At 57.3% G+C, this 17,362-nt stretch carries 19 protein-coding genes; 17 read left to right on the top strand and 2 right to left on the bottom strand.

The features are described from left to right. Positions 1-16: 16 nt before the first annotated feature. The 8 genes from AC06G8_RS19230 to AC06G8_RS19195 all read left to right on the top strand — a co-directional run bounded on the left by AC06G8_RS19230 (position 17) and on the right by AC06G8_RS19195 (position 7,989). Positions 17-442 carry a hypothetical protein gene (locus AC06G8_RS19230; protein WP_447664317.1) on the top strand — a complete coding sequence of 142 codons (426 nt, stop codon included), beginning with the start codon at positions 17-19 and terminating at the stop codon, positions 440-442. A gap of 35 nt (positions 443-477) precedes the next feature. Then, the gene (locus AC06G8_RS19225; protein WP_480283580.1) at positions 478-957 is read left to right on the top strand and encodes a zinc ribbon domain-containing protein; all 480 of its coding nucleotides are present in this window, start codon (positions 478-480) and stop codon (positions 955-957) included. A 424-nt stretch (positions 958-1,381) separates the two neighbouring features. Then, positions 1,382-2,125, top strand: coding sequence for a hypothetical protein (locus AC06G8_RS19220; RefSeq protein WP_480283579.1), 744 nt, complete (start codon positions 1,382-1,384; stop codon positions 2,123-2,125). After that, positions 2,122-4,794 carry an alpha/beta fold hydrolase gene (locus tag AC06G8_RS19215; protein ID WP_480283578.1) on the top strand — a complete coding sequence of 891 codons (2,673 nt, stop codon included), beginning with the start codon at positions 2,122-2,124 and terminating at the stop codon, positions 4,792-4,794. The genes AC06G8_RS19220 and AC06G8_RS19215 overlap by 4 nt, the downstream gene beginning before the upstream one ends. Next, the gene (locus tag AC06G8_RS19210; RefSeq protein ID WP_480283577.1) at positions 4,794-5,474 is read left to right on the top strand and encodes a hypothetical protein; all 681 of its coding nucleotides are present in this window, start codon (positions 4,794-4,796) and stop codon (positions 5,472-5,474) included. Before AC06G8_RS19215 ends, AC06G8_RS19210 begins: the two co-directional genes overlap by 1 nt. Further along, the gene (locus tag AC06G8_RS19205) at positions 5,471-5,779 is read left to right on the top strand and encodes a hypothetical protein (RefSeq protein WP_480283576.1); all 309 of its coding nucleotides are present in this window, start codon (positions 5,471-5,473) and stop codon (positions 5,777-5,779) included. Before AC06G8_RS19210 ends, AC06G8_RS19205 begins: the two co-directional genes overlap by 4 nt. 350 nt (positions 5,780-6,129) lie before the next feature. Next, positions 6,130-7,074 carry a metallophosphoesterase family protein gene (locus tag AC06G8_RS19200; protein ID WP_480283575.1) on the top strand — a complete coding sequence of 315 codons (945 nt, stop codon included), beginning with the start codon at positions 6,130-6,132 and terminating at the stop codon, positions 7,072-7,074. A 240-nt stretch (positions 7,075-7,314) separates the two neighbouring features. Beyond that, the gene (locus AC06G8_RS19195; RefSeq protein ID WP_447664326.1) at positions 7,315-7,989 is read left to right on the top strand and encodes a hypothetical protein; all 675 of its coding nucleotides are present in this window, start codon (positions 7,315-7,317) and stop codon (positions 7,987-7,989) included. A 295-nt stretch (positions 7,990-8,284) separates the two neighbouring features. On the opposite strand, the gene AC06G8_RS19190 is transcribed toward AC06G8_RS19195, so the two are convergent. After that, entirely contained in the window at positions 8,285-9,553 is a 1,269-nt protein-coding gene (locus AC06G8_RS19190; RefSeq protein WP_447664327.1) for an alkaline phosphatase, read from the bottom strand. A 403-nt stretch (positions 9,554-9,956) separates the two neighbouring features. Between AC06G8_RS19190 and AC06G8_RS19185 the strand changes: the two genes are divergently transcribed. From AC06G8_RS19185 to AC06G8_RS19175, 3 genes are all read left to right on the top strand, one after another. Further along, positions 9,957-10,301 (top strand): YojF family protein, encoded by a 345-nt coding sequence (locus tag AC06G8_RS19185; protein WP_021882082.1) that lies wholly within the window; start codon positions 9,957-9,959, stop codon positions 10,299-10,301. Between the two features lie 26 nt (positions 10,302-10,327). Further along, positions 10,328-10,978: a bacillithiol biosynthesis deacetylase BshB2 gene (bshB2, locus tag AC06G8_RS19180; RefSeq protein ID WP_447664328.1), complete on the top strand. Its 651-nt coding sequence runs from the start codon at positions 10,328-10,330 to the stop codon at positions 10,976-10,978. A 115-nt stretch (positions 10,979-11,093) separates the two neighbouring features. Then, positions 11,094-11,219 (top strand): hypothetical protein, encoded by a 126-nt coding sequence (locus tag AC06G8_RS19175; protein WP_480283574.1) that lies wholly within the window; start codon positions 11,094-11,096, stop codon positions 11,217-11,219. A 75-nt stretch (positions 11,220-11,294) separates the two neighbouring features. On the opposite strand, the gene AC06G8_RS19170 is transcribed toward AC06G8_RS19175, so the two are convergent. Next, positions 11,295-12,125, bottom strand: a complete 831-nt coding sequence (locus AC06G8_RS19170) for a sugar phosphate isomerase/epimerase family protein (RefSeq protein WP_480283573.1) — start codon at positions 12,123-12,125, stop codon at positions 11,295-11,297. A gap of 302 nt (positions 12,126-12,427) precedes the next feature. On the opposite strand from AC06G8_RS19170, the gene AC06G8_RS19165 reads away from it, so the two are divergent. The 6 genes from AC06G8_RS19165 (at position 12,428) to AC06G8_RS19140 (ending at position 17,358) form a co-directional block, all read left to right on the top strand. Beyond that, positions 12,428-13,498 carry a LacI family DNA-binding transcriptional regulator gene (locus AC06G8_RS19165; protein WP_447664332.1) on the top strand — a complete coding sequence of 357 codons (1,071 nt, stop codon included), beginning with the start codon at positions 12,428-12,430 and terminating at the stop codon, positions 13,496-13,498. A 69-nt stretch (positions 13,499-13,567) separates the two neighbouring features. Continuing rightward, positions 13,568-14,017 carry a VOC family protein gene (locus AC06G8_RS19160; protein ID WP_447664333.1) on the top strand — a complete coding sequence of 150 codons (450 nt, stop codon included), beginning with the start codon at positions 13,568-13,570 and terminating at the stop codon, positions 14,015-14,017. A gap of 133 nt (positions 14,018-14,150) precedes the next feature. Next, entirely contained in the window at positions 14,151-14,849 is a 699-nt protein-coding gene (locus tag AC06G8_RS19155; protein ID WP_480283572.1) for an SDR family NAD(P)-dependent oxidoreductase, read from the top strand. Between the two features lie 31 nt (positions 14,850-14,880). Next, complete coding sequence (locus tag AC06G8_RS19150) at positions 14,881-15,765, top strand: TolB family protein (RefSeq protein WP_447664336.1); 885 nt, start codon at positions 14,881-14,883, stop codon at positions 15,763-15,765. A 272-nt stretch (positions 15,766-16,037) separates the two neighbouring features. After that, entirely contained in the window at positions 16,038-16,703 is a 666-nt protein-coding gene (locus AC06G8_RS19145; RefSeq protein ID WP_447664337.1) for a YhbD family protein, read from the top strand. Then, on the top strand, positions 16,687-17,358 hold the full coding sequence (locus tag AC06G8_RS19140; protein ID WP_447664338.1) for a polymer-forming cytoskeletal protein: 672 nt from the start codon (positions 16,687-16,689) through the stop codon (positions 17,356-17,358). Before AC06G8_RS19145 ends, AC06G8_RS19140 begins: the two co-directional genes overlap by 17 nt. The last annotated feature ends 4 nt before the right edge of the window (positions 17,359-17,362 follow it).

The raw sequence follows: 17,362 nt of genomic DNA, 5'->3' as shown, positions 1-17,362 counted from the left end.
AAGGAGGCTGTTTTAAATGCAGAAATTTTCCGAGGTTTTAAAGGCACTGAGAAATTGGTATGAATCGTTTGCGTGGTACTCCCTGCTGCGCTCCTTCGAAATGCATCTTCTGTTCGGCGGACTCGGCGTTTTGCTGCTCAAGGTTTTGCTCTACCAGATTCTCCCGTACTCCAGCTATACCACGCTTAATACGCTTTTCTATACAATTCCGCTCTCGGCAATCGCCTATCACGCATTTCTGCTCGGAATATGGCTGACGCTCGCTTCGGTGAATGTAAAGTACACGCCGTACGGCCTATGGGCTTATGCTTTCATTGATCTGTTCCCCTTCACGGGCATGTCCCTTTCATCCCTGATTACGCCTGCCGTTTATATCGTGCTCGGATATGCACTGTTCCGGTATACGAGTTCCTCTTATTCCGAACTGGCAAGCCGTGCTTAGCTTTTGTACATCCCTAATTTGAGGAGGTTGGCGAAATGAGCTTCATGAAGAAAATGAAGTCGGGCTTGAACCAGGTCAAGGACAAAGCGCAGCAAACCGTAGAAACAACCCGCATCAGTTCCCAAATTGCAGGTAAAAAGAAAGAAAAGAGCGCTTTATTTGAACGGATGGGAGAATTCGTTCATCAGACGCTTCAGAGCGGAGAATTATCGGATCAACAGGATCAAATCCTGGCTATGTCGCGAAGCGTAATCGAGCTTGAAGCCGTCATTGCGGAATTGGAGGCTCAGCTGTTCAAGGTAAAGGGAGAGCGCATCTGCGCTTGCGGCTCGGCGGTTTCCCTGGACTCCCGATTCTGCAACAGCTGCGGTCAGCCTATGCAGCATGAGGGGACGATCGAACAGACGGAAGAACCGCTGGAAGAGCTGAAGCTGTCCAAAAGCTGCGGGAACTGCGGCTCCATGATCGATGCCGATTCCAGATTCTGCGTCCTTTGCGGTCATAAAGCCGAGTAGCGGATGACCCCCAAGACCGAGATCGATCGGATTGGGGGTCTGCTGCTTTTGGAGGGGGAGGTACAACATGATTTGTATGGACTGCGGCTCGGAAGAGAAGGGGAATTTCTGCAGAAAATGCGGAGCTGACCTTCATGGGCCATCCAAGGTTTCAGCACCTCGGATGGTTCAGGCAAATTACTCGCAAGAGCCGGCCGCTCTTAATAAGGAAGCACAGAAGCCGGAGCTTCCGGACACAAGCGCGGGGCCTTCCGTGCGGCAATCGGTCCGGCTGAAGGCGAATTCTGCCGTCGTGATTTCCGGCGCGCCTTCGGCACCGGCATTTCGAAGCTGGCCGACTTTGGCGTATAGTCTTGCGTTTGCAGCTCTTTTTATTTATGCCTGTGTCCGCTTATGGACTTGATGGGCTGGGGGGAACGATTTTATGTGGGTCCGTATCATCATGCTGGCTCTGTTCGCAGCGGGGATAGCAGGATTATATGTCTATTTCGAGCATCAAGACAAGCTGCCAGCAGCTTCGATAGCAGCATCGGCTTCGGAAGCTCGACTCAAGGAGCAAGGGCAGCAGAGGGATGAGGAGTGGTGGGCGAAGAAAGAGCAGCCGCTCGAAAGCCGTCTGACCTTCCGTAAAAAATGGACCGTCGTGCATGTGGGGGAGCTGAATACGGATCTGGTTTACGGCAAGAAGCTGGGCGATCTTTCCGAACGGGACGTGTCGCTCAATCCAGATACGGCGGCGATGTACTTTTATCGGCAAGAACTGCTTCCGAATCAGGAGGACCGGCTGGCGGTCATACACGATGTGAACTCCATGGATCGGTTCGTATCCCAGCAGGTGAGCTGGACAAGCCAGGACCGGATCCAGTTGGATTTTCCTGAATTCAACCAGCCGGATGCGCAGTCGAACCCGGACTACGGTTATCTGAACGAAGCAAGGCTGTATGGCGGAATCCCGATGAAGGTCACCCTCGAGGATGAGGAAGGATCGATCCTGATCGAATTTGACGGACAAAGCAAGAGGCTGAAGCCTGGAGAGCGCGCGTCCTTCGTGAAGAGCAAGGAAATCAGCAGCGTCAAGGTGCGATCCAAAGTCGTCGTGAGCAACTATGGCTTATGGGATTCTTCACAGGTGAAATACGTTGTCAGCGGAGAGGGGGCGCAAGGATGAGGAGTGGGGTCGCGCTCGTTCTTGCCGTATGCTTCCTGATCTTGCTTGTCCCTCCACCGCCCGTTCATGCGGATATCATCAATTACAAGGCTGTGAAGCCATTGCCGGTGTTGTTCGTGCATGGTTATAACGACAAGGGAGAATCGTGGGAGCAATCGGAATTTTATAATTATGTCCAGACACTCGGCGCCAAAGTGATCAGTCTGGATTACAGCGAGTACAACCGGAACGACATCACCTCCACGGCCGTTCAGAATCGATTTGCCGAAGCGGTGGAAAAGCTGCCCGACGGTAAATTCGATATCGTCGCCCACAGCATGGGCGGCTTGCTCACGCGGTACTATTTGCTTCAGAATGAGGAACTGCGCAGCAGAGTCCGAAGAGTCATCATGATCGGAACGCCTAATCACGGTTCTCCTGTTGCTTTTCTCAATCGGGTGCAGGATATGATCGACGACCCGTCCGACTATTGGATCGGGGGGAGCAAGAACGAGGATGTACGGAAGTACCGCAGCTATTATGAGCAATATGCAGATGAAATGTTTGATCGTTACATTGGGGGGCAGATTCCAAAGCAGCCCTATGAATACTGGCTCAGCGAGCACAAGGATAAGCCAGTCGAACAGCTCCGCAGCGACGAGCTTGCAGAGGCGGGCAATGCCGACTTCCTTAAGTCCGTCGGCACCAATGTTTTGCCGGGCGGGCTGGATTACAGATACAGCCGGGCATTCGATGACTACGCCAAGCTGGCTGCGGCTCGTTCCTATTATCTCGATGACCGGGCGAGACTTTTGGGAGCCTCAGGGCTTGTATTCGACGATGTCGACGGCTCGCATCTCGCCCAAAGAGGCAAGCTGGATGAAGCCACGGCGTTGAAGGAGACCAAATGGTGCAACTTCTGGTTTACAGATTGCCAGAAGGCCAGCGCAAAAAATATCGTCATGGATCGCCTCATGATGGAGCGCTTCGACTTTTTGTACCAAGTCGATGAGGATGGAAGGATGAAATCGCAGCAGTTCGTGGCCAATCTGTTCCTGCACCGCTTGGAGCAAGAGGAGTCCCAATACCGCAGCAAGGCATTGAGCAGCAACCGCTATGTGCCGCAGTATATTACGATCGCAACCGTAGACGACCCTTGGCATGCGATGGGAAGATTGGCCGTTGACCCCTTCATCATCAATCAAAGTTCCTGGAAGTATGAGGAGCATGATTCCGTAGTTCCCATCAGCAGTGTGACGTTGGGTGGAGGACTGGACAAAAATGCAAGGCTGCTGGACCGGAATGTCAAGGATATTCCCGACCCAGGCAAGCTGAAGGAAGATACGGGCCTCCTGCAGGTCAATCGGACCGGTTATGTGGCGCACGGCTCTCAAATGCAGGCAACGGAGCTGCTTCGCCGGGAGTACGACAATCCCTTGACCGGCATAGACGATCAAAGCATCCTTGTGAAGCTGGACGGCTCGGAACAGACTTCCTCGCAAGGCAATCTCTTCGTCGTGCAGCCGACGAATGTATCGTGGGGACAAGCGTACCGAATTGAGATCCGCTCGCCCAAGCCTCTTTCCGTCAAAGTGGCGCAGCGGGACGAGTACCAAACCTGGGATGTCATGGAGACCGTAGCTCTTGCGAGAGGGGAACAGGATTTTATCGGCGAGTACAACTTGAAACCCGAGAGCAAGATAAGCGATTACCTGATTGTCTCTCCTGATCCCGTCTCGATTCGAATCGTTCGCGAAGCCGAGGAGGATGCCGAGGGAGGGGAGCCGTTCACAGGCAACTACCCTTATTATTTGCAGGCCTTGGATTGCAGGCTGGAGAATGGTCGGATTCAGCAGACATTCCGGATTGTGGACCGAATCACCGATCAAGCGCTGCCGGGACTTTCCGGTCAGGACTTTGTGTTCCGACTGGATGGCAAGCCGATTGCAGATGCGAAGCTTACGGTCGATAATCAGACGATTCGATCGGCAAGCAGCATTCTCATGGCGCTGGATTATTCCAGCAGCATGAATGGCAGGCCGAAGCTGCTCTCGATGAATGGCGCCGAAAGATTCATCCTCCACCTTGAGGGAAAAACAACGGCCCAGGTTGGCGTGCTTGGTTTTACGGAGAATGTCAAGGTTCTGTCCGGACTTACGGACAACTACAAGGCGGCCAGCAGAACCGTGTTCACGGACTTGACCGGAGGCACGGGCCTCTATGACGCGATCGTCTCCGGATCGGCCATGCTCTCGGCGGAGAAGGGGCGCAAGACGCTGTTTCTTATGACGGACGGAGAGGACTCCGGGAGCGGCGCGACGATGGAACAAGCCATTCAAGCTGCGAAGGACGCAGACGCGGCGATCTATATCCTGGCGCTCGGACAAGCCAATATGGGCGTTCTGCAAAAGCTGGCTGCAGAGACTTCCGGCAAAGCAGCCTATTCATACAGTGCGGAGGAACTATCGGAGCTCTATCAAATCATGACCGAGCAACGTGATTATATCTATACGCTGACATACAGCGCTCCCGATCTGGACCAAGCCCATTTGCTTGCCATGCGAATGACTGGCAATCGATCCAATAGCTCGGAGACGGCTTACGGCCCGCTGGTGCCGGATTCCCTTCGCAGCTGGTGGACGAAAGGCGTCCAGCTATGGGAAGATTTGAAGGAGGCGTACAAGCCCTGATGGGACGTGTCATACGCTTAGTGGAACCGGATGCGGTTTTGGCTGCGCTGCTTGCGTCGGCCGCGCTGCTGCTGGTCAACGATCAGCTCTCTTGCGCTGTCATTCTTCTCTGCTCGGTATGGTTGTTAACGAGAGACAGAGGTTTTTGGAGCCGGTATTTGAACTTCGCTTTTTTTGCAGGAATCGGTTATTTTGCCGCCCACCGCTTCGATGTGGACAAGCTGCCGGATTGGGGAATAGGAATCATGCTGCCTTTGCTGGCCGTCATTGCCCTATTGCGTCTGCACTCAGCGCCCGAATCGAATCCTGTCCTGGCTGCCGGATTCAGCCGTGTGCTAGGCACGCTACGCCTGCACTGGCTTCCTTTCTCCCTTCTGGCAGGAACGATTCTCTCCTTGCTGGCTGGGAATCGGCTCTCCGTCTATGCTGGAGCGGCACTTATCCTGCTGATTCTGCTCTTGCTTGAGCCGAGCGTTCGTCTGAGGGCAGGATTCGTCCTAACGGGCGTTTACGTTCTTTTGCTTACTCTTTTTGCGCAGCATGGATTGACGGAGCTCAGAATCCGGCCCCTATCTTTTGCTGCTTCTCATTGGGAGCAGGCCGTCTCGCCGCTGCTGATCCTGCTGATCTTGCATGCGGCCGTACAATGGCGTTCAAAGGGGAAGGGGAGGCAGCCGTGACTGAAAAGCTGCGGAAAGCCGTTTTTATTGCAGGCAATGTCATCTTCATCCCGTTGACGCCTATTGTAGCGCTGTTTCTATTGGCGGGAATTTTTTTGAATACGACCGATGCTCCTGCAGATGCGACTTTTCATGTGACGATTGGAGCCGTCTATGGGATTATCGTCTGGTGCTTTTATGCCTACTTGAGGAAGCCATATGAAGGAAACAAGCTGCAGAGGATAATGATCTATGCCATCAGCGCGCTGATCGGACTGCTGATCGTATACGCGGCAGCGTTAGCCGTCTACAAATCCCGCTACTAAGCGGATCCGACCGCATCCTTGGAATAGACAGAGGAGATTCGTACGAACAACTCCGCTGCTGCACCGAGGCCACTGAAAAAGTTGCCGCTGCGTGCGCGGATCATTCTTCCGATCGCTGTTGTCCCCGTATTCCTCTGATTCTTGCCGTTTTGCGGTTGAAATCCGGTGACACCGGGGGCTGGCCGAAAAAGCCGGTTTGCAAGCTGCAATTACGGCGCTTGCTCTTAGACACCTTCACGGCAAGCTGCCTTGATTTCGCGGGCCGATCTGTTTATGCCCATACGATCCGAAATAGTGTACCCGGAGCGCGATGGAGCATAGGAATGAGGAGATGAAGGAGGTTGGCTGAGATGGGCAGAAGCTTGCGGTTTCGCAAGGACGGCACATTCAAGATCGTTCAATTCACGGATACGCATTGGCAAAATGGAGAGGCTGAGGATCAGTTGACCCGTGCCTTGATGGAAAGGGTGATCAAGGCGGAGCAGCCGGATCTCATCGTTTTCACGGGCGATCTGATCTACAGCCTGTATTGCCGCGATCCGCTTGGATCGGTGCGCGAGATCGTCTCGGCGGCGGCAGAGAGCGGCATCTCATGGGCGGCCGTGCTCGGCAACCATGACGCCGAGGAAGGCTGCGGCGTCAGCCGCGAGGCGTTGCTGCGAGAGCTGCAGAATGCCGGCGGCAGCGTCACGGGCCATACACCAGGCATCGGCGGCTGGGGCAATTACGAGCACGCCGTGCTCGGCCGCGACGGCAAGCCAGCTGCCGCACTGTACTTCCTGGACAGCGGCGATTACTCCCGCGTCGATCGGATTCCCGGCTACGGCTGGATCGGCAGGGACCAGAGCGATTGGTACCTCTCCCGCTCGGCGAAGTACCGGAAGCTGGGCGGCGGCGAGCCTTTGCCGTCACTGGCCTTCTTCCACATTCCTCTGCCGGAGTACAATTCCGCTTGGGAATCCGGCTGCTGCTCGGGCAACAAGCATGAGCGGGTATGCTGCGCCGAGGTGAACGGCGGCTTTTTCGCCGCGATGGCGGAGGCCGGCGACGTGATCGGAACCTTTTGCGGCCATGACCATGTCAATGACTTCTCGGGAGAGTGGCTCGGCATCCGGCTCTCCTACGGGCGCGCTTCGGGTTATGCCACCTATGGCCGGGATGGCTTCCAGCGCGGAGCCCGCGTCATTCAGCTGACGGAGGGAAGCCGGGAGTTCGACTCCTGGCTGCGGCTGGAGGACGGAACGGCCGAACGGCAGAGGACGAGCGAGGCTCCGGATGACGTGCCGCTTGAATGAAAAACAATGGGCTGAATCACTGTCAGCTGACTGTTCATAAAGGTTTCCATATGCGGCGATAGACGGGTGTTCCCGGGTAATACGGCCCTTGTGAAAATGAGTCTTCATCAACCTAGACTAAAAGTCCCCGTTTCGGGACTTTTTTTCTTATCTAGAACACATGTTCGCATACCAACTCTCTCCAAGCGGCGTTTTAATCTTGCAGGGATTCGCACATACTCGAGGAGGGTATCATCATCCATGATTCCAACCCCAACTGTAAGCTTTACATATGCATGGAGCCGTCCCTATTTGCCGGCGGACGGAACCGGGAAAATCCAGCTGGTCATTGAGGCTCAAGGAGCCGCAAGCGGACAGGCGGCTTCGGAAGGAGCGAGGGAGAACGGCGCCTCTGACACGACTGCCTCCGACTTGTTCCGGGAAGAGCTTCAAAGCCAGTTTGCGCTTGCGGCCCGCCAATTGAGGCTGACACTGCAGCCTTCGGATTACGTCCGATTCAGCGGCATTTCAGGACTTTATGCGGAGGATATTTTCGGCGAAAAAATCATTCATGCTGGAGATATTTACCACAAGCAGGATAAAGCCGTTCTTGTGGAGCTCGAAATCATGCCTCATCAGACCGGCATCCATCCGGTTATGCTCATGGGACTGGAGTATAAGCACGGAGACAGCGGTTCTTCCATCAGCTCGTCCACCCTGGAGGTGACAGCGGAATTCACTCGTGATTCGAAGCTGCTGGGCCTTCCTCCTCATGCCGGCCTGAATCAACGGATCCAGAGCCTCAAGCAGGCTGGAGAAGCTGCCCGGGCGCCATTAGAAGTTAGAGACTTTGGAAGTACAGAAGCTTTCCCGCCGGTATTGCTTCCGTCTGCCGGGGGACGGGTTTCCATAGCGGGTACTATCATCCGTTTTTGACTTTCATTAGCAACGCTAAGCATGACGATGTTCCCTAGCAAGAAGCAGGCGCGAAGCAGTTGGCCGAGCGGCTGAAGGCGCTGCTTCCGGGTTGCCTTAGAGTACCTGGCTGATTATGTCATGTTGTCATTCGTACTCAGGTGGAAGCTTACCGAGAGGTGCTGCAATCGGAGTTCGGACTGAAGGTGAAAGAGGCGGGGTTCCTTCTGCCAGCCGGAATGAACAGGGTGTCTTTAGTTTTTGCATGAAAAAAAGCAGCTCCCCCAGGGATCGGGGAGCTGCTTGGATTCAAACCCTACTTCTTCACCTTGATCCCCATCGCCTCCGCCAGCTTGTGGAACACATCCGTGTTCTGGAACACGCCGCTGAACAGCTCGGAGCCGCGGCCCGTCGCAGTGACCGGCACGTCTACGCCGGTATGGCCGGAAGTCGTCCAGTCGACGACGAAGCTGTCCTTGGAGCCGACAATCGCGAACGGACCGTCTTCCTTGGAGATGCCGTCGCCGGACTCGTCCTTGTCGTCCACGGCTTCGATGGAGAAGCCGCCCGTTTCATGGTCGGCCAGCACGAGCACGAGGGTATCCGGATTCTTCTTGGCGAAATCCTTCGCGATCTGGACCGACTTGTCCAGCTCCTGGCCGGCCTTGATCGTCAGCTTGGCGTTGTTCTCATGCGCCATCTCATCCGTCGCTTCTTCCTCCACCATCAGGAAGAAGCCTTTTTTGTTCGAAGACAGGGTGCTGAGCGCCTTGCGGGTCATATCCGGCAGCGAAACGACCGGATTGTAGATGTCTCCATCGCCTTCCTCGCGCTGTTGGAACATTTCTTCGTTGGCGAACAGGCCGAGCAGCTTGCCGCCTTTCGCCTTTTGCAGGTCGGACGCGCTCGTTACATAGCTGTAGCCGAGCTTTTTGGCTTTCTCGACGAGGTTGCCCTGTGTTCCCTTGCTCTTCTCCGATGGATCCTCAGCAGGCTCGTCCTGGAATTTCCCCGCTTGTCCAGCCGGATACCAGAAGTCCTCGCCGCCGCCGAGAATGACGTCGACCTTGCTCTTGGTCAGGTATTGAAGGGCGATGTCGCTCTGGGCGGAGCGGTCCTCGACATGGGAGGCGAACGCGGCTCCTGTCGCGTCGGTCACCTGGCTCGTCGTCACGATCCCGGTGGAGCGGCCGGTTTCCTTGGCATATTCGAGAATGGTCTTGACGGATTTCTTGTTGGCGTCCATGCCGATGGCGCCGTTATAGGTTTTGACTCCGCTGGCGTAGGCCGTGGCGGAAGCGGCGGAATCGGTAATCGGGCTGGTGGAGCTGGTGTGGATCAGACCTGCGTAAGGCATGGCGTCCATGGCCAGCTTGCCGTTTTGGCCTACGGTAGCGAGCCGGATCGCTTCGCGCTGGGCCAGTCCCATTCCGTCGCCGACGAACAGGATGACGTTTTTGGCCTGCTTGGGGGCCGCGTCGGCCTTTTCGCCGCCAGCAACGGTGATGAGGCCTGCAACCAGAAGAGCTGCGGCTGCCGATCCGGCAAGCGCTGATTTCATGAACGTCTTTTGAGGCGATTTCATACGAATTCCTCCTTAGCGGGTTGAAGTGATTCAAATTTATCACATAAACATCATCGACATATTAATAATTGACGAAGAAATAATGAAGGAAAAGAAAATATGTCGGTCGCAATCAGGCTTTGGCTGGCTGCGCATCCTGTCTATAATCCGAACGGATCGGATGCTTCTTCGCAACGTCATTTTCCCCAACCCGCCCAGTTGTGGTAGGGTAGAAGCAGAGGCTTGCAGCCAGAGGATGAATCGGAGGATTCGGAAGTTTAAATACATATAATACAGGCGGCTTACTTGCATTTTTTTCTCGATGGGCGTATCTTTCATTATTACAGAAGATTTAGCATACAGGCCATGGCCGTCCTGCCTCATAGCGGGACTCCAGCTTGATTTCGGAATAGGAGGGACCAGGATGCAGCTCATCAATGCGCTTGAAGTGCAGCGCCGCATCGACCAATTGAAGGATCAGGACATTTATCTTCACCTCGAAATGACGACGGGCGCCTACGCGTCCCATAACGATAGCTCTAAGCACCCGGCGGCTACGTTCATCAGCAACGCCTCCATTCAATATTCGCAGGGCTCGATTTCGGGTGTCGGGCCTTTCCGGGTCGGCCTGAAGATGGAGCGGGGATGGGTGTATTCCGAAGGACTGACCCATTACGAAGAGACCGAGCCGGAGCGGCTGATCATGGCCGGCCATGACAGCGCAGGCAAGCTGGTCGTGGCGCTGCAGCTGAGCCGGGAGCCGTTCTGATGGCGGCGAAGAAAGGAGAGTTGGGTATGAACAAACGCATAGTAGTCGTGCTTCCTCACCCGGATGACGAATGCTTCGGCCTGTCGGGGACGCTGGCCAAAATGATCCGTGAGGGCGCCGAAGTCACCTACGCCTGCCTGACGCTCGGAGAGATGGCGCGCACGATGGGCATTCCGCCGTTCGCTAACCGGATCACGCTGCCCCAGGTGCGCAAGCTGGAGCTGGAGGCTTCCTGCCGCATCATCGGCATCCAGGATCTGCGCATGCTCGGCTTCCACGACAAAACGATCGAGTTCGAGGACCGGGAGCTGCTCGACGGCAGCATCGGCGCCATTCTGGAGGAGCTGAAGCCGGACATCGTGTTCACCTTCTATCCGGGCTACAGCGTGCATCCGGATCACGATGCGACCGGCGCCGCCGTCGTCCGCGTCATCGGAGGCCTTCCGGAGAAGGAGCGTCCGGTCGTATACTGCATGGCCTTCGCCAAAGATCATCAGCTGGCGATCGGAACGCCGGATACCGAATTCGATGTCAGCGATTATTTGAAGCAGAAGATCGGCTCCATCCAGGCGCACCGTTCCCAGTTCCAGGTTCCGGGGCTGGATGAGAAGAAGCCGTCCCGCGAGGTTCGGGAACGTTTCGGCACGGAGAGGTTCTGGACGTACCGATTCGAATAATGGCAGCAGAGATCGTCCTTTTCAGGGCGGTCTCTTTTATTTTGCCCCATGCGACAAGGCCGCCTATGAAGGCAGCTTCGACGCATTCGCCGCTCTTGGCGTCGCCTTGCCGTCCATGCTTTATCAGGTATACAGCGGGACGGCTGCGGACAAGACGAAGGTCACTGTCCATATCCAGGACCAGGCATCGGGCGAAGTGTTCAATACGGTCGTGTATCCCGACGCCATGAAAAACGGCTGATCGGCTGCAATGTGATGGCCGTCCCGATAAGTCAAAAACCCGCCCTCTCGAATGAGGCGGGTTTATTCATGCTGCTCAGAGCCTGATTCCAAGCTCTGCGGCCACGCTGCGGATATAGGCGGCTGCCTGCCGATAATCCTCGTTGGTCGACAGATGCTCGATGATCAGCGTCGTATCGGGATGAAGCTTGTTCAGCTCCGTCAGGAAGATCCGGTAGTCCAGCGCTCCCGTGCCCGGGATAACCTCGTCCAGATGCACGGTCAGCTTGCTGCCGAGCCGGATATCCTTGGCATGGCAATTGCGGATATGAGGTCCAAGCTTGCGGAAGAAGTCCTGGATCAGCTCCCCGTTCCGGTAATAGGCGCGAGGGCTGGAGATGATGTTGACCGGATCGAAATGCACGCCGAATCCGGGACGGTCGATCGCCCGGATCAGATCCAGGTAGGAATCCGCGGAGTCGGGGAATACCCAGGGCATCATCTCCAGGGCGAATACGGTCCGCTCCGGCTTCACGGCGTCGATGATGCCGCGGGTCGTCTCGACGATCAGCTCGAACGTCTCGCTGCTGAAGTTGTCCGGATCGGGGCCGTCCCATTGCTCGCCCCGCGATCCGGCGATGTTGACGCAGCAGCCCGCGCCGATATGCTCCGCAAGCTTCAGCCGCTCGATGCAATAGGCGGCCGCTCGGCTCCGGGTCTCCTCATCCCGGCTGATCGGGTTGCTCCAGGCGCCTACCTCGGAGATGAGGATGTCGCGCTTGCGCGCAGCCTTCACGTATTCGTCGATCTCGGAGAGGCCGTTTCCTTCTACAGGGAAGGGGGCGGCGCGGAAACCCGCTTCCGCCAGCGCCTCCGACCAGGACTCGGGGTTCATCTGCTCCAGCAACACTTGTCCGCCTAGCCTCATTCGCGATCCCATCCTCTGCTTGTATCGTGCAGCGGGTTTGCCGCCGCCATGCAATCATCCCGACACGGCTGCTCTTGCAAGAGCGCTTCGTCGGTTCTGCCGGCTTGCCTGCCAGTTTCGGCTTGGCTTTGCCAGCGCTTTCAATACTCATTATAGCATAGTATAAACACGCGTTTATACATGCAGGCAGCTTGTCGCCATTCGTATTCCCTCTATGCCCGCTCCATGTTGACAGCGCTTTCCAACTTACGTATAGTGGTATTCATAAACGCGTGTTTACGCTGAAGGGAGCTGGCAGCCGGATGAAAAAGACAGATATCAACAGCGTAGAAATCGCGCGGCTGGCCGGGGTGTCCCGCAGCACCGTGAGCAGGGTCATCAACAATTACTCCAATGTCCCCGCCCACACGCGAGAGAAGGTCATGGAGGTCATCCGGGAACATAATTATTTCCCGAACGCTTCCGCGCAGATGCTGGCCGGCAAGAGCTCCCGCACGATCGGGCTGTTCCTGATCGAGCCCGGCACTGTCGCCAGCGACACGCTGACCAACATGCTCATCGTGAGCGTCATCGAGCATGCTTCGTCCCTCGGGTACTTCGTGCTGACCCATATCATCCGGGATCCGGCCGATACGGTCACACTCCGGAGGGTCAAGGAAATTTTCTTTCAGCGCCGAATCGACGGCGGCATCTTCATCGGAGCGGCGATTCGGGACCCATTCCTGGACGAGCTGGCGGCGGAGGGCTTCACGATCGGGATCGTGGATCAGGTGCAGGACGGCTTGATGCGGCCGGGCCGGCTGACGGCGGAGTTCAACAATGCGCTCGGCATGGAGCAGGCGGTATCGTATTTGCATAAGCTCGGCCACCGGAATATCGCTCTCATCAACGGCGATATGAACCGGCTGTCCGGTCCGCAGAAATACGAAGGCTATGTGGACGCCATGCGGAAGAACGGCCTGACCGTCGCTCCCGAGTGGGTGCTGCCCGGAAGCTTCAGCGAAAGCGGCGGTTATGCGGCCGCGCAGCATCTGCTCCAGGCAGGCGGACCGCTGCCTACCGCCCTGATCGCAGCCAATGACAGCGCAGCCTTCGGCGCTATCCGGGCACTGCGGGAGCATGGGCTGGCCGTGCCGGAGGAGATGTCCGTCATCGGCTTCGACGACCATCCGCTCAGCAGCCGGCATCACCCTGCGCTCACGACGATCCGCTTCGATATGGGGGAGATGCTGCAGAGGCTGACCTCGGCGCTCATCGGAGAGATCGAGCAAGGACAGTCCGATGGAGACGAGGATGATCCTGCCGCCGTCCTCGTCCGTTCGATCAGGCAGGACTGCAGCCTCGTCATCCGGGATTCCTGCCGGAGGATTTGACCGCAAGGCATCGACAAGGGCATTTTCATGAGAGACAACACTCCCAAACCGGAAAGGAAGCTGCTCCCTATGGCAGGATTGCTTGGAAACAACGTCATGACGCAGATCGGAATTCTCGTCCACGATATCGACAAGGTCAGCCAGGCTTACGCGGATTTCTTCGGCATTCCGAAGCCGGAGGCGATGCTGACCGATGCGGCCGACGCCGCGCAGACCGAATTCATGGGAGCGCCCAGTCCCGCCCGCGCCAAGCTGGCGTTCATCGACATGGGCTCGCTGCAGCTGGAGCTGATCGAGCCGGACGAGCATCCCAGCACATGGAGGAACTACCTCGATGAGCATGGGGAAGGCCCCCATCATATCGCTTTTGTCATCGAAGGGATGAAGGAGAAGATCATGCTGCTGGAGGGCAAGGGATTCCCGCTGCAGCAGAAGGGTGAGTATACCGGAGGCCGGTACTCCTACATCGACACGATTCCACAGCTGAAGGTGCTCGTGGAGCTGCTGGAGAACGACTAGAGCAAGGCAGCATGGACTTGCCCGCGTCCGGAGCGGAGCATGGACAGGCGGAATTCAGCCTAACGGGACAGCATCTGGACTCGCCCAAAAGGATGGACAGGAGCCCAGCCCGATCCAAGGAGGTAACACGGACATGAACATTCTCATTACGGGAGCCGGAAGGGGACTCGGCTTCGAGCTGGCTGCCGAAGCTCTGGAGCGCGGCCATTACGTCCTCGCAGGCATGCGCGAGCCGCAGGACAAGAGCGCGGCTATGCAAGCTCTCGAGGCGGATTTTCCCGGCAAGCTGGCAAGCGTGCGTCTTGACGTGAGAGACGAAGCGGGAATCGCGGAGCTGGCCGCCTCGCTCAAGCGGAAGGGCGTGAATCTCGGCGCCATCGTCAACAACGCAGCGGTGCTGAAGGCTCGCGACACGGCTATCGAGGAGCTCGACATGAAGGATGTCGAGCATTCCTTCGACATCAATCTGTACGGGCCGATGCGCGTCGTGAAGCATATGCTGCCGCTGCTGCTCCAGCCTCGGGCTTCCATCGTCAATATTTCCTCCGAGGCCGGCAGCTTGACCCACGCTCATCCCGGCGACTACCCGTACGGCATCACGAAGGCGGCGCTGAACATGTTTACCGAGCAGCTGCGCAGCCTGCTGGGCGCGGGCGGCGTGCAGGTGCTCAGCGTGCATCCGGGCTGGATGCGGACGGATATGGGCGGGGAGAGCGCGCCGACGGATCCTCGCCGCAGCGCGGCGGGCATTCTGGACTTGATCGAGCGCAAGGCGGAATTGCAGCCGAAGTTCCATTTCGTCGATTACGAAGGCAAGGAAATGCCGATCTGATCCATCATCTCTGCAGAGCGGAGGCAAAGCCATGAAAACAAGAAGAGGGCAGGGAGCCCGCCTGAAGGAAGACCGCGGCGTCGTCAGCATCCTCGAGACGCTGGATATCGGGACGGGCGAGCGTACCGTGCTGGCCGAATTCGAGGAGCTCATCGAAGCGCCGAACTGGACGGCCGACGGCAAAAGGCTGATCTACAACAGCGGCGGTCTGCTGCATTCGTTCGATCTGGCAGGCCGGACGAGCACACAGATCGACTCCGGCTTCGCCGATTGGTGCAACAACGACCATGTGCTTTCTCCGGACAATTCGCAGGTCGCCGTCAGCCATCATGCCGAGGAGGACGGGCAATCCCGGATATACGTCCTTCCGCTGGCGGGCGGACAGCCGGTGCTCGTGACGCCGATGGCGCCGAGCTACCTGCACGGCTGGTCGCCGGACGGCCGCATGCTGGCCTACTGCGCCGAGCGGGACGATGCGTACGACATCTACACGATACCCGTCCATGGCGGGGTGGAGAGAAGGCTGACGGACGCGCCTGGACTGGACGACGGGCCGGAGTATTCGCCGGACGGCAGGCATATCTGGTTCAACTCCACCCGCAGCGGCCTGATGCAGATCTGGCGGATGGACGCGGACGGCGGGGAGCAGATCAGAATGACGGACGAGGAAAGCAACAACTGGTTTCCCCATGTCTCGCCGGACGGCCGCTCCGTTGCCTATATCGCCTACCGCAAGGGAGATGTCGCCCCGGCCGATCATCCTCCGAACAAGCAGGTGGAGCTTCGTCTCATGCCGATCGCAGGCGGTCCTTCCCGGGTGCTGGCCGAGCTGTTCGGCGGACAGGGGACGATGAACGTCAACTCCTGGTCGCCGGACAGCCGGCAGCTGGCTTTCGTGAGCTATCGGCCGCGCTGAATCGGTTCGCTCCAGCTGATTGATATCGGTCTGGAGGGTAGTATCCACATGTTTAAAGACGAATCCTATTCCAGTCGGAATCAGCCGTTCGATCTGAACGAACTCAAGCCTGGCTCCGCCGATCTCTCCGCCCGAGAGATCAGCGGAGCCTTTTTGCTGTTCCGTCGACACCTCTCTGCCTCCTTCTATAGGAGGAGATCCGCTCCGGCAAGAAACCGATTTACAACGTAACAATGTTATGTTACGTTATTGGCAACAAGGGAGGCTGCTTCATGGAGGAAGATTTGATTTCCAAGAAAGAACTGCTGGAGATGACCGGTATCTCCTATGGCCAGCTGTACCGGTGGAAGCGCAAGCAGCTGCTGCCGGAGGATTGGTTCATACGCAGATCCGCGTTCACGGGGCAGGAAACCTTTTTCCCCCGCCAGCAAGTGCTGGGACGCATCCGTCAGATCATGAACATGAAGGAAGGGCTGTCGCTGGACGAGTTGGCGGATCTGTTCTCGCCGGCTCCGGCAGAGGTGGATCTGAGCCGCGGAGATCTGCTTTCGCGCAACATTGTTTCGCGAACGGCGCTGGAGTACAGCGAGCCCTATCTGGGGACGCCGCATACGTACAGCTTCCAGCAGCTGCTGATTTTGTACGTGTTCGATTGCAGCCTGCAGACGGGACAGATTCATTTGGAAGAGGGCAAGGCCATGCTGGCCGTGCTGCTGGATGATCTTGGCCGGCTGGAGGAGTATGAGGGCGAGCTGGTGCTGCTGCGCAAGATGGGCATGTCCCTTGTCCTGCTTCTGTCCGGGGACCGGGAATTCTATGCCGAGAAGGATGCCAAGATCGTGCTGCGCATTCCGATCGCGAAGAAGACCGAAGAGCTGAAGCTGAAACTATCGGCCCAGGAAGGGCGAATGGAGGATTCAAATGGGAACGAGGAATGATTTGATCATCACCGGAATCGGCGTATCTTCCGGCGGAGACGTCGGAGCGGTTCAGATCGACGGCGTGGGCACGATAAACGGAGCTCTGTCCTGCGAAGAAGAATTCGTCGTGAACGGCAAGGCGACCGTGAAGGGCGGCGTGGAGGCGCGGAAGACCGTCATCAATGGAATGGTGACGATTGAAGGGCCGCTTCGGACGGAAGGATGCACGGTTGAAGGCAAGCTCAAGATGGAGGGCAACCTGGCGGCGGAATCGATCCAGATCAACGGCAGCGTTACCGTCCACGGGAGCGTCGAGGCGGAGAGGCTGGCCTCGAACGGCAAGCTGCAGATGGACTCGCTCAATGCGGACGAGATCAAGCTTATGCTGCAAGGAAGCAGCAACATCCGCGAGATCGGAGGCGGCACGATCGAGGTCATCGAGCTGGAGAAATCGTCCTCAAGGTGGCTGAAGCTGCTGCCGGTGTCCTTGGAGAACAGTCTCACCGCGCAAGTCATCGAAGGCGATGTCATCTACCTGGAGAACACGGCGGCCGGAGTGGTGCGCGGCGCAGTCGTCCGCATCGGACCGGGCTGCGAGATCGGCCTGGTGGAATACAAGGAGAGCTTCGAGCTGTCGGACGGCTCCGTTGTGAGAAGCAATGCCCGGCTGTAGCGCC

The sequence above is a fragment of the Paenibacillus sp. SJS-P3 genome (assembly GCF_056711585.1).
This window is presented reverse-complemented; position numbering and strand designations above follow the sequence as displayed.

Bases quoted from the DNA above. Each gene is read 5' to 3' on its own strand.
- AC06G8_RS19230 (WP_447664317.1), top strand. From the start codon at position 17: ATGCAGAAATTTTCCGAGGTTTTAAAGGCACTGAGAAATTGGTATGAA.
- AC06G8_RS19225 (WP_480283580.1), top strand. From the start codon at position 478: ATGAGCTTCATGAAGAAAATGAAGTCGGGCTTGAACCAGGTCAAGGAC.
- AC06G8_RS19220 (WP_480283579.1), top strand. From the start codon at position 1,382: ATGTGGGTCCGTATCATCATGCTGGCTCTGTTCGCAGCGGGGATAGCA.
- AC06G8_RS19215 (WP_480283578.1), top strand. From the start codon at position 2,122: ATGAGGAGTGGGGTCGCGCTCGTTCTTGCCGTATGCTTCCTGATCTTG.
- AC06G8_RS19210 (WP_480283577.1), top strand. From the start codon at position 4,794: ATGGGACGTGTCATACGCTTAGTGGAACCGGATGCGGTTTTGGCTGCG.
- AC06G8_RS19200 (WP_480283575.1), top strand. From the start codon at position 6,130: ATGGGCAGAAGCTTGCGGTTTCGCAAGGACGGCACATTCAAGATCGTT.
- AC06G8_RS19195 (WP_447664326.1), top strand. From the start codon at position 7,315: ATGATTCCAACCCCAACTGTAAGCTTTACATATGCATGGAGCCGTCCC.
- AC06G8_RS19190 (WP_447664327.1), bottom strand. From the start codon at position 9,553: ATGAAATCGCCTCAAAAGACGTTCATGAAATCAGCGCTTGCCGGATCG.
- AC06G8_RS19185 (WP_021882082.1), top strand. From the start codon at position 9,957: ATGCAGCTCATCAATGCGCTTGAAGTGCAGCGCCGCATCGACCAATTG.
- bshB2 (WP_447664328.1), top strand. From the start codon at position 10,328: ATGAACAAACGCATAGTAGTCGTGCTTCCTCACCCGGATGACGAATGC.
- AC06G8_RS19175 (WP_480283574.1), top strand. From the start codon at position 11,094: ATGCTTTATCAGGTATACAGCGGGACGGCTGCGGACAAGACGAAGGTC.
- AC06G8_RS19170 (WP_480283573.1), bottom strand. From the start codon at position 12,125: ATGAGGCTAGGCGGACAAGTGTTGCTGGAGCAGATGAACCCCGAGTCC.
- AC06G8_RS19165 (WP_447664332.1), top strand. From the start codon at position 12,428: ATGAAAAAGACAGATATCAACAGCGTAGAAATCGCGCGGCTGGCCGGG.
- AC06G8_RS19160 (WP_447664333.1), top strand. From the start codon at position 13,568: ATGGCAGGATTGCTTGGAAACAACGTCATGACGCAGATCGGAATTCTC.
- AC06G8_RS19155 (WP_480283572.1), top strand. From the start codon at position 14,151: ATGAACATTCTCATTACGGGAGCCGGAAGGGGACTCGGCTTCGAGCTG.
- AC06G8_RS19150 (WP_447664336.1), top strand. From the start codon at position 14,881: ATGAAAACAAGAAGAGGGCAGGGAGCCCGCCTGAAGGAAGACCGCGGC.
- AC06G8_RS19145 (WP_447664337.1), top strand. From the start codon at position 16,038: ATGGAGGAAGATTTGATTTCCAAGAAAGAACTGCTGGAGATGACCGGT.
- AC06G8_RS19140 (WP_447664338.1), top strand. From the start codon at position 16,687: ATGGGAACGAGGAATGATTTGATCATCACCGGAATCGGCGTATCTTCC.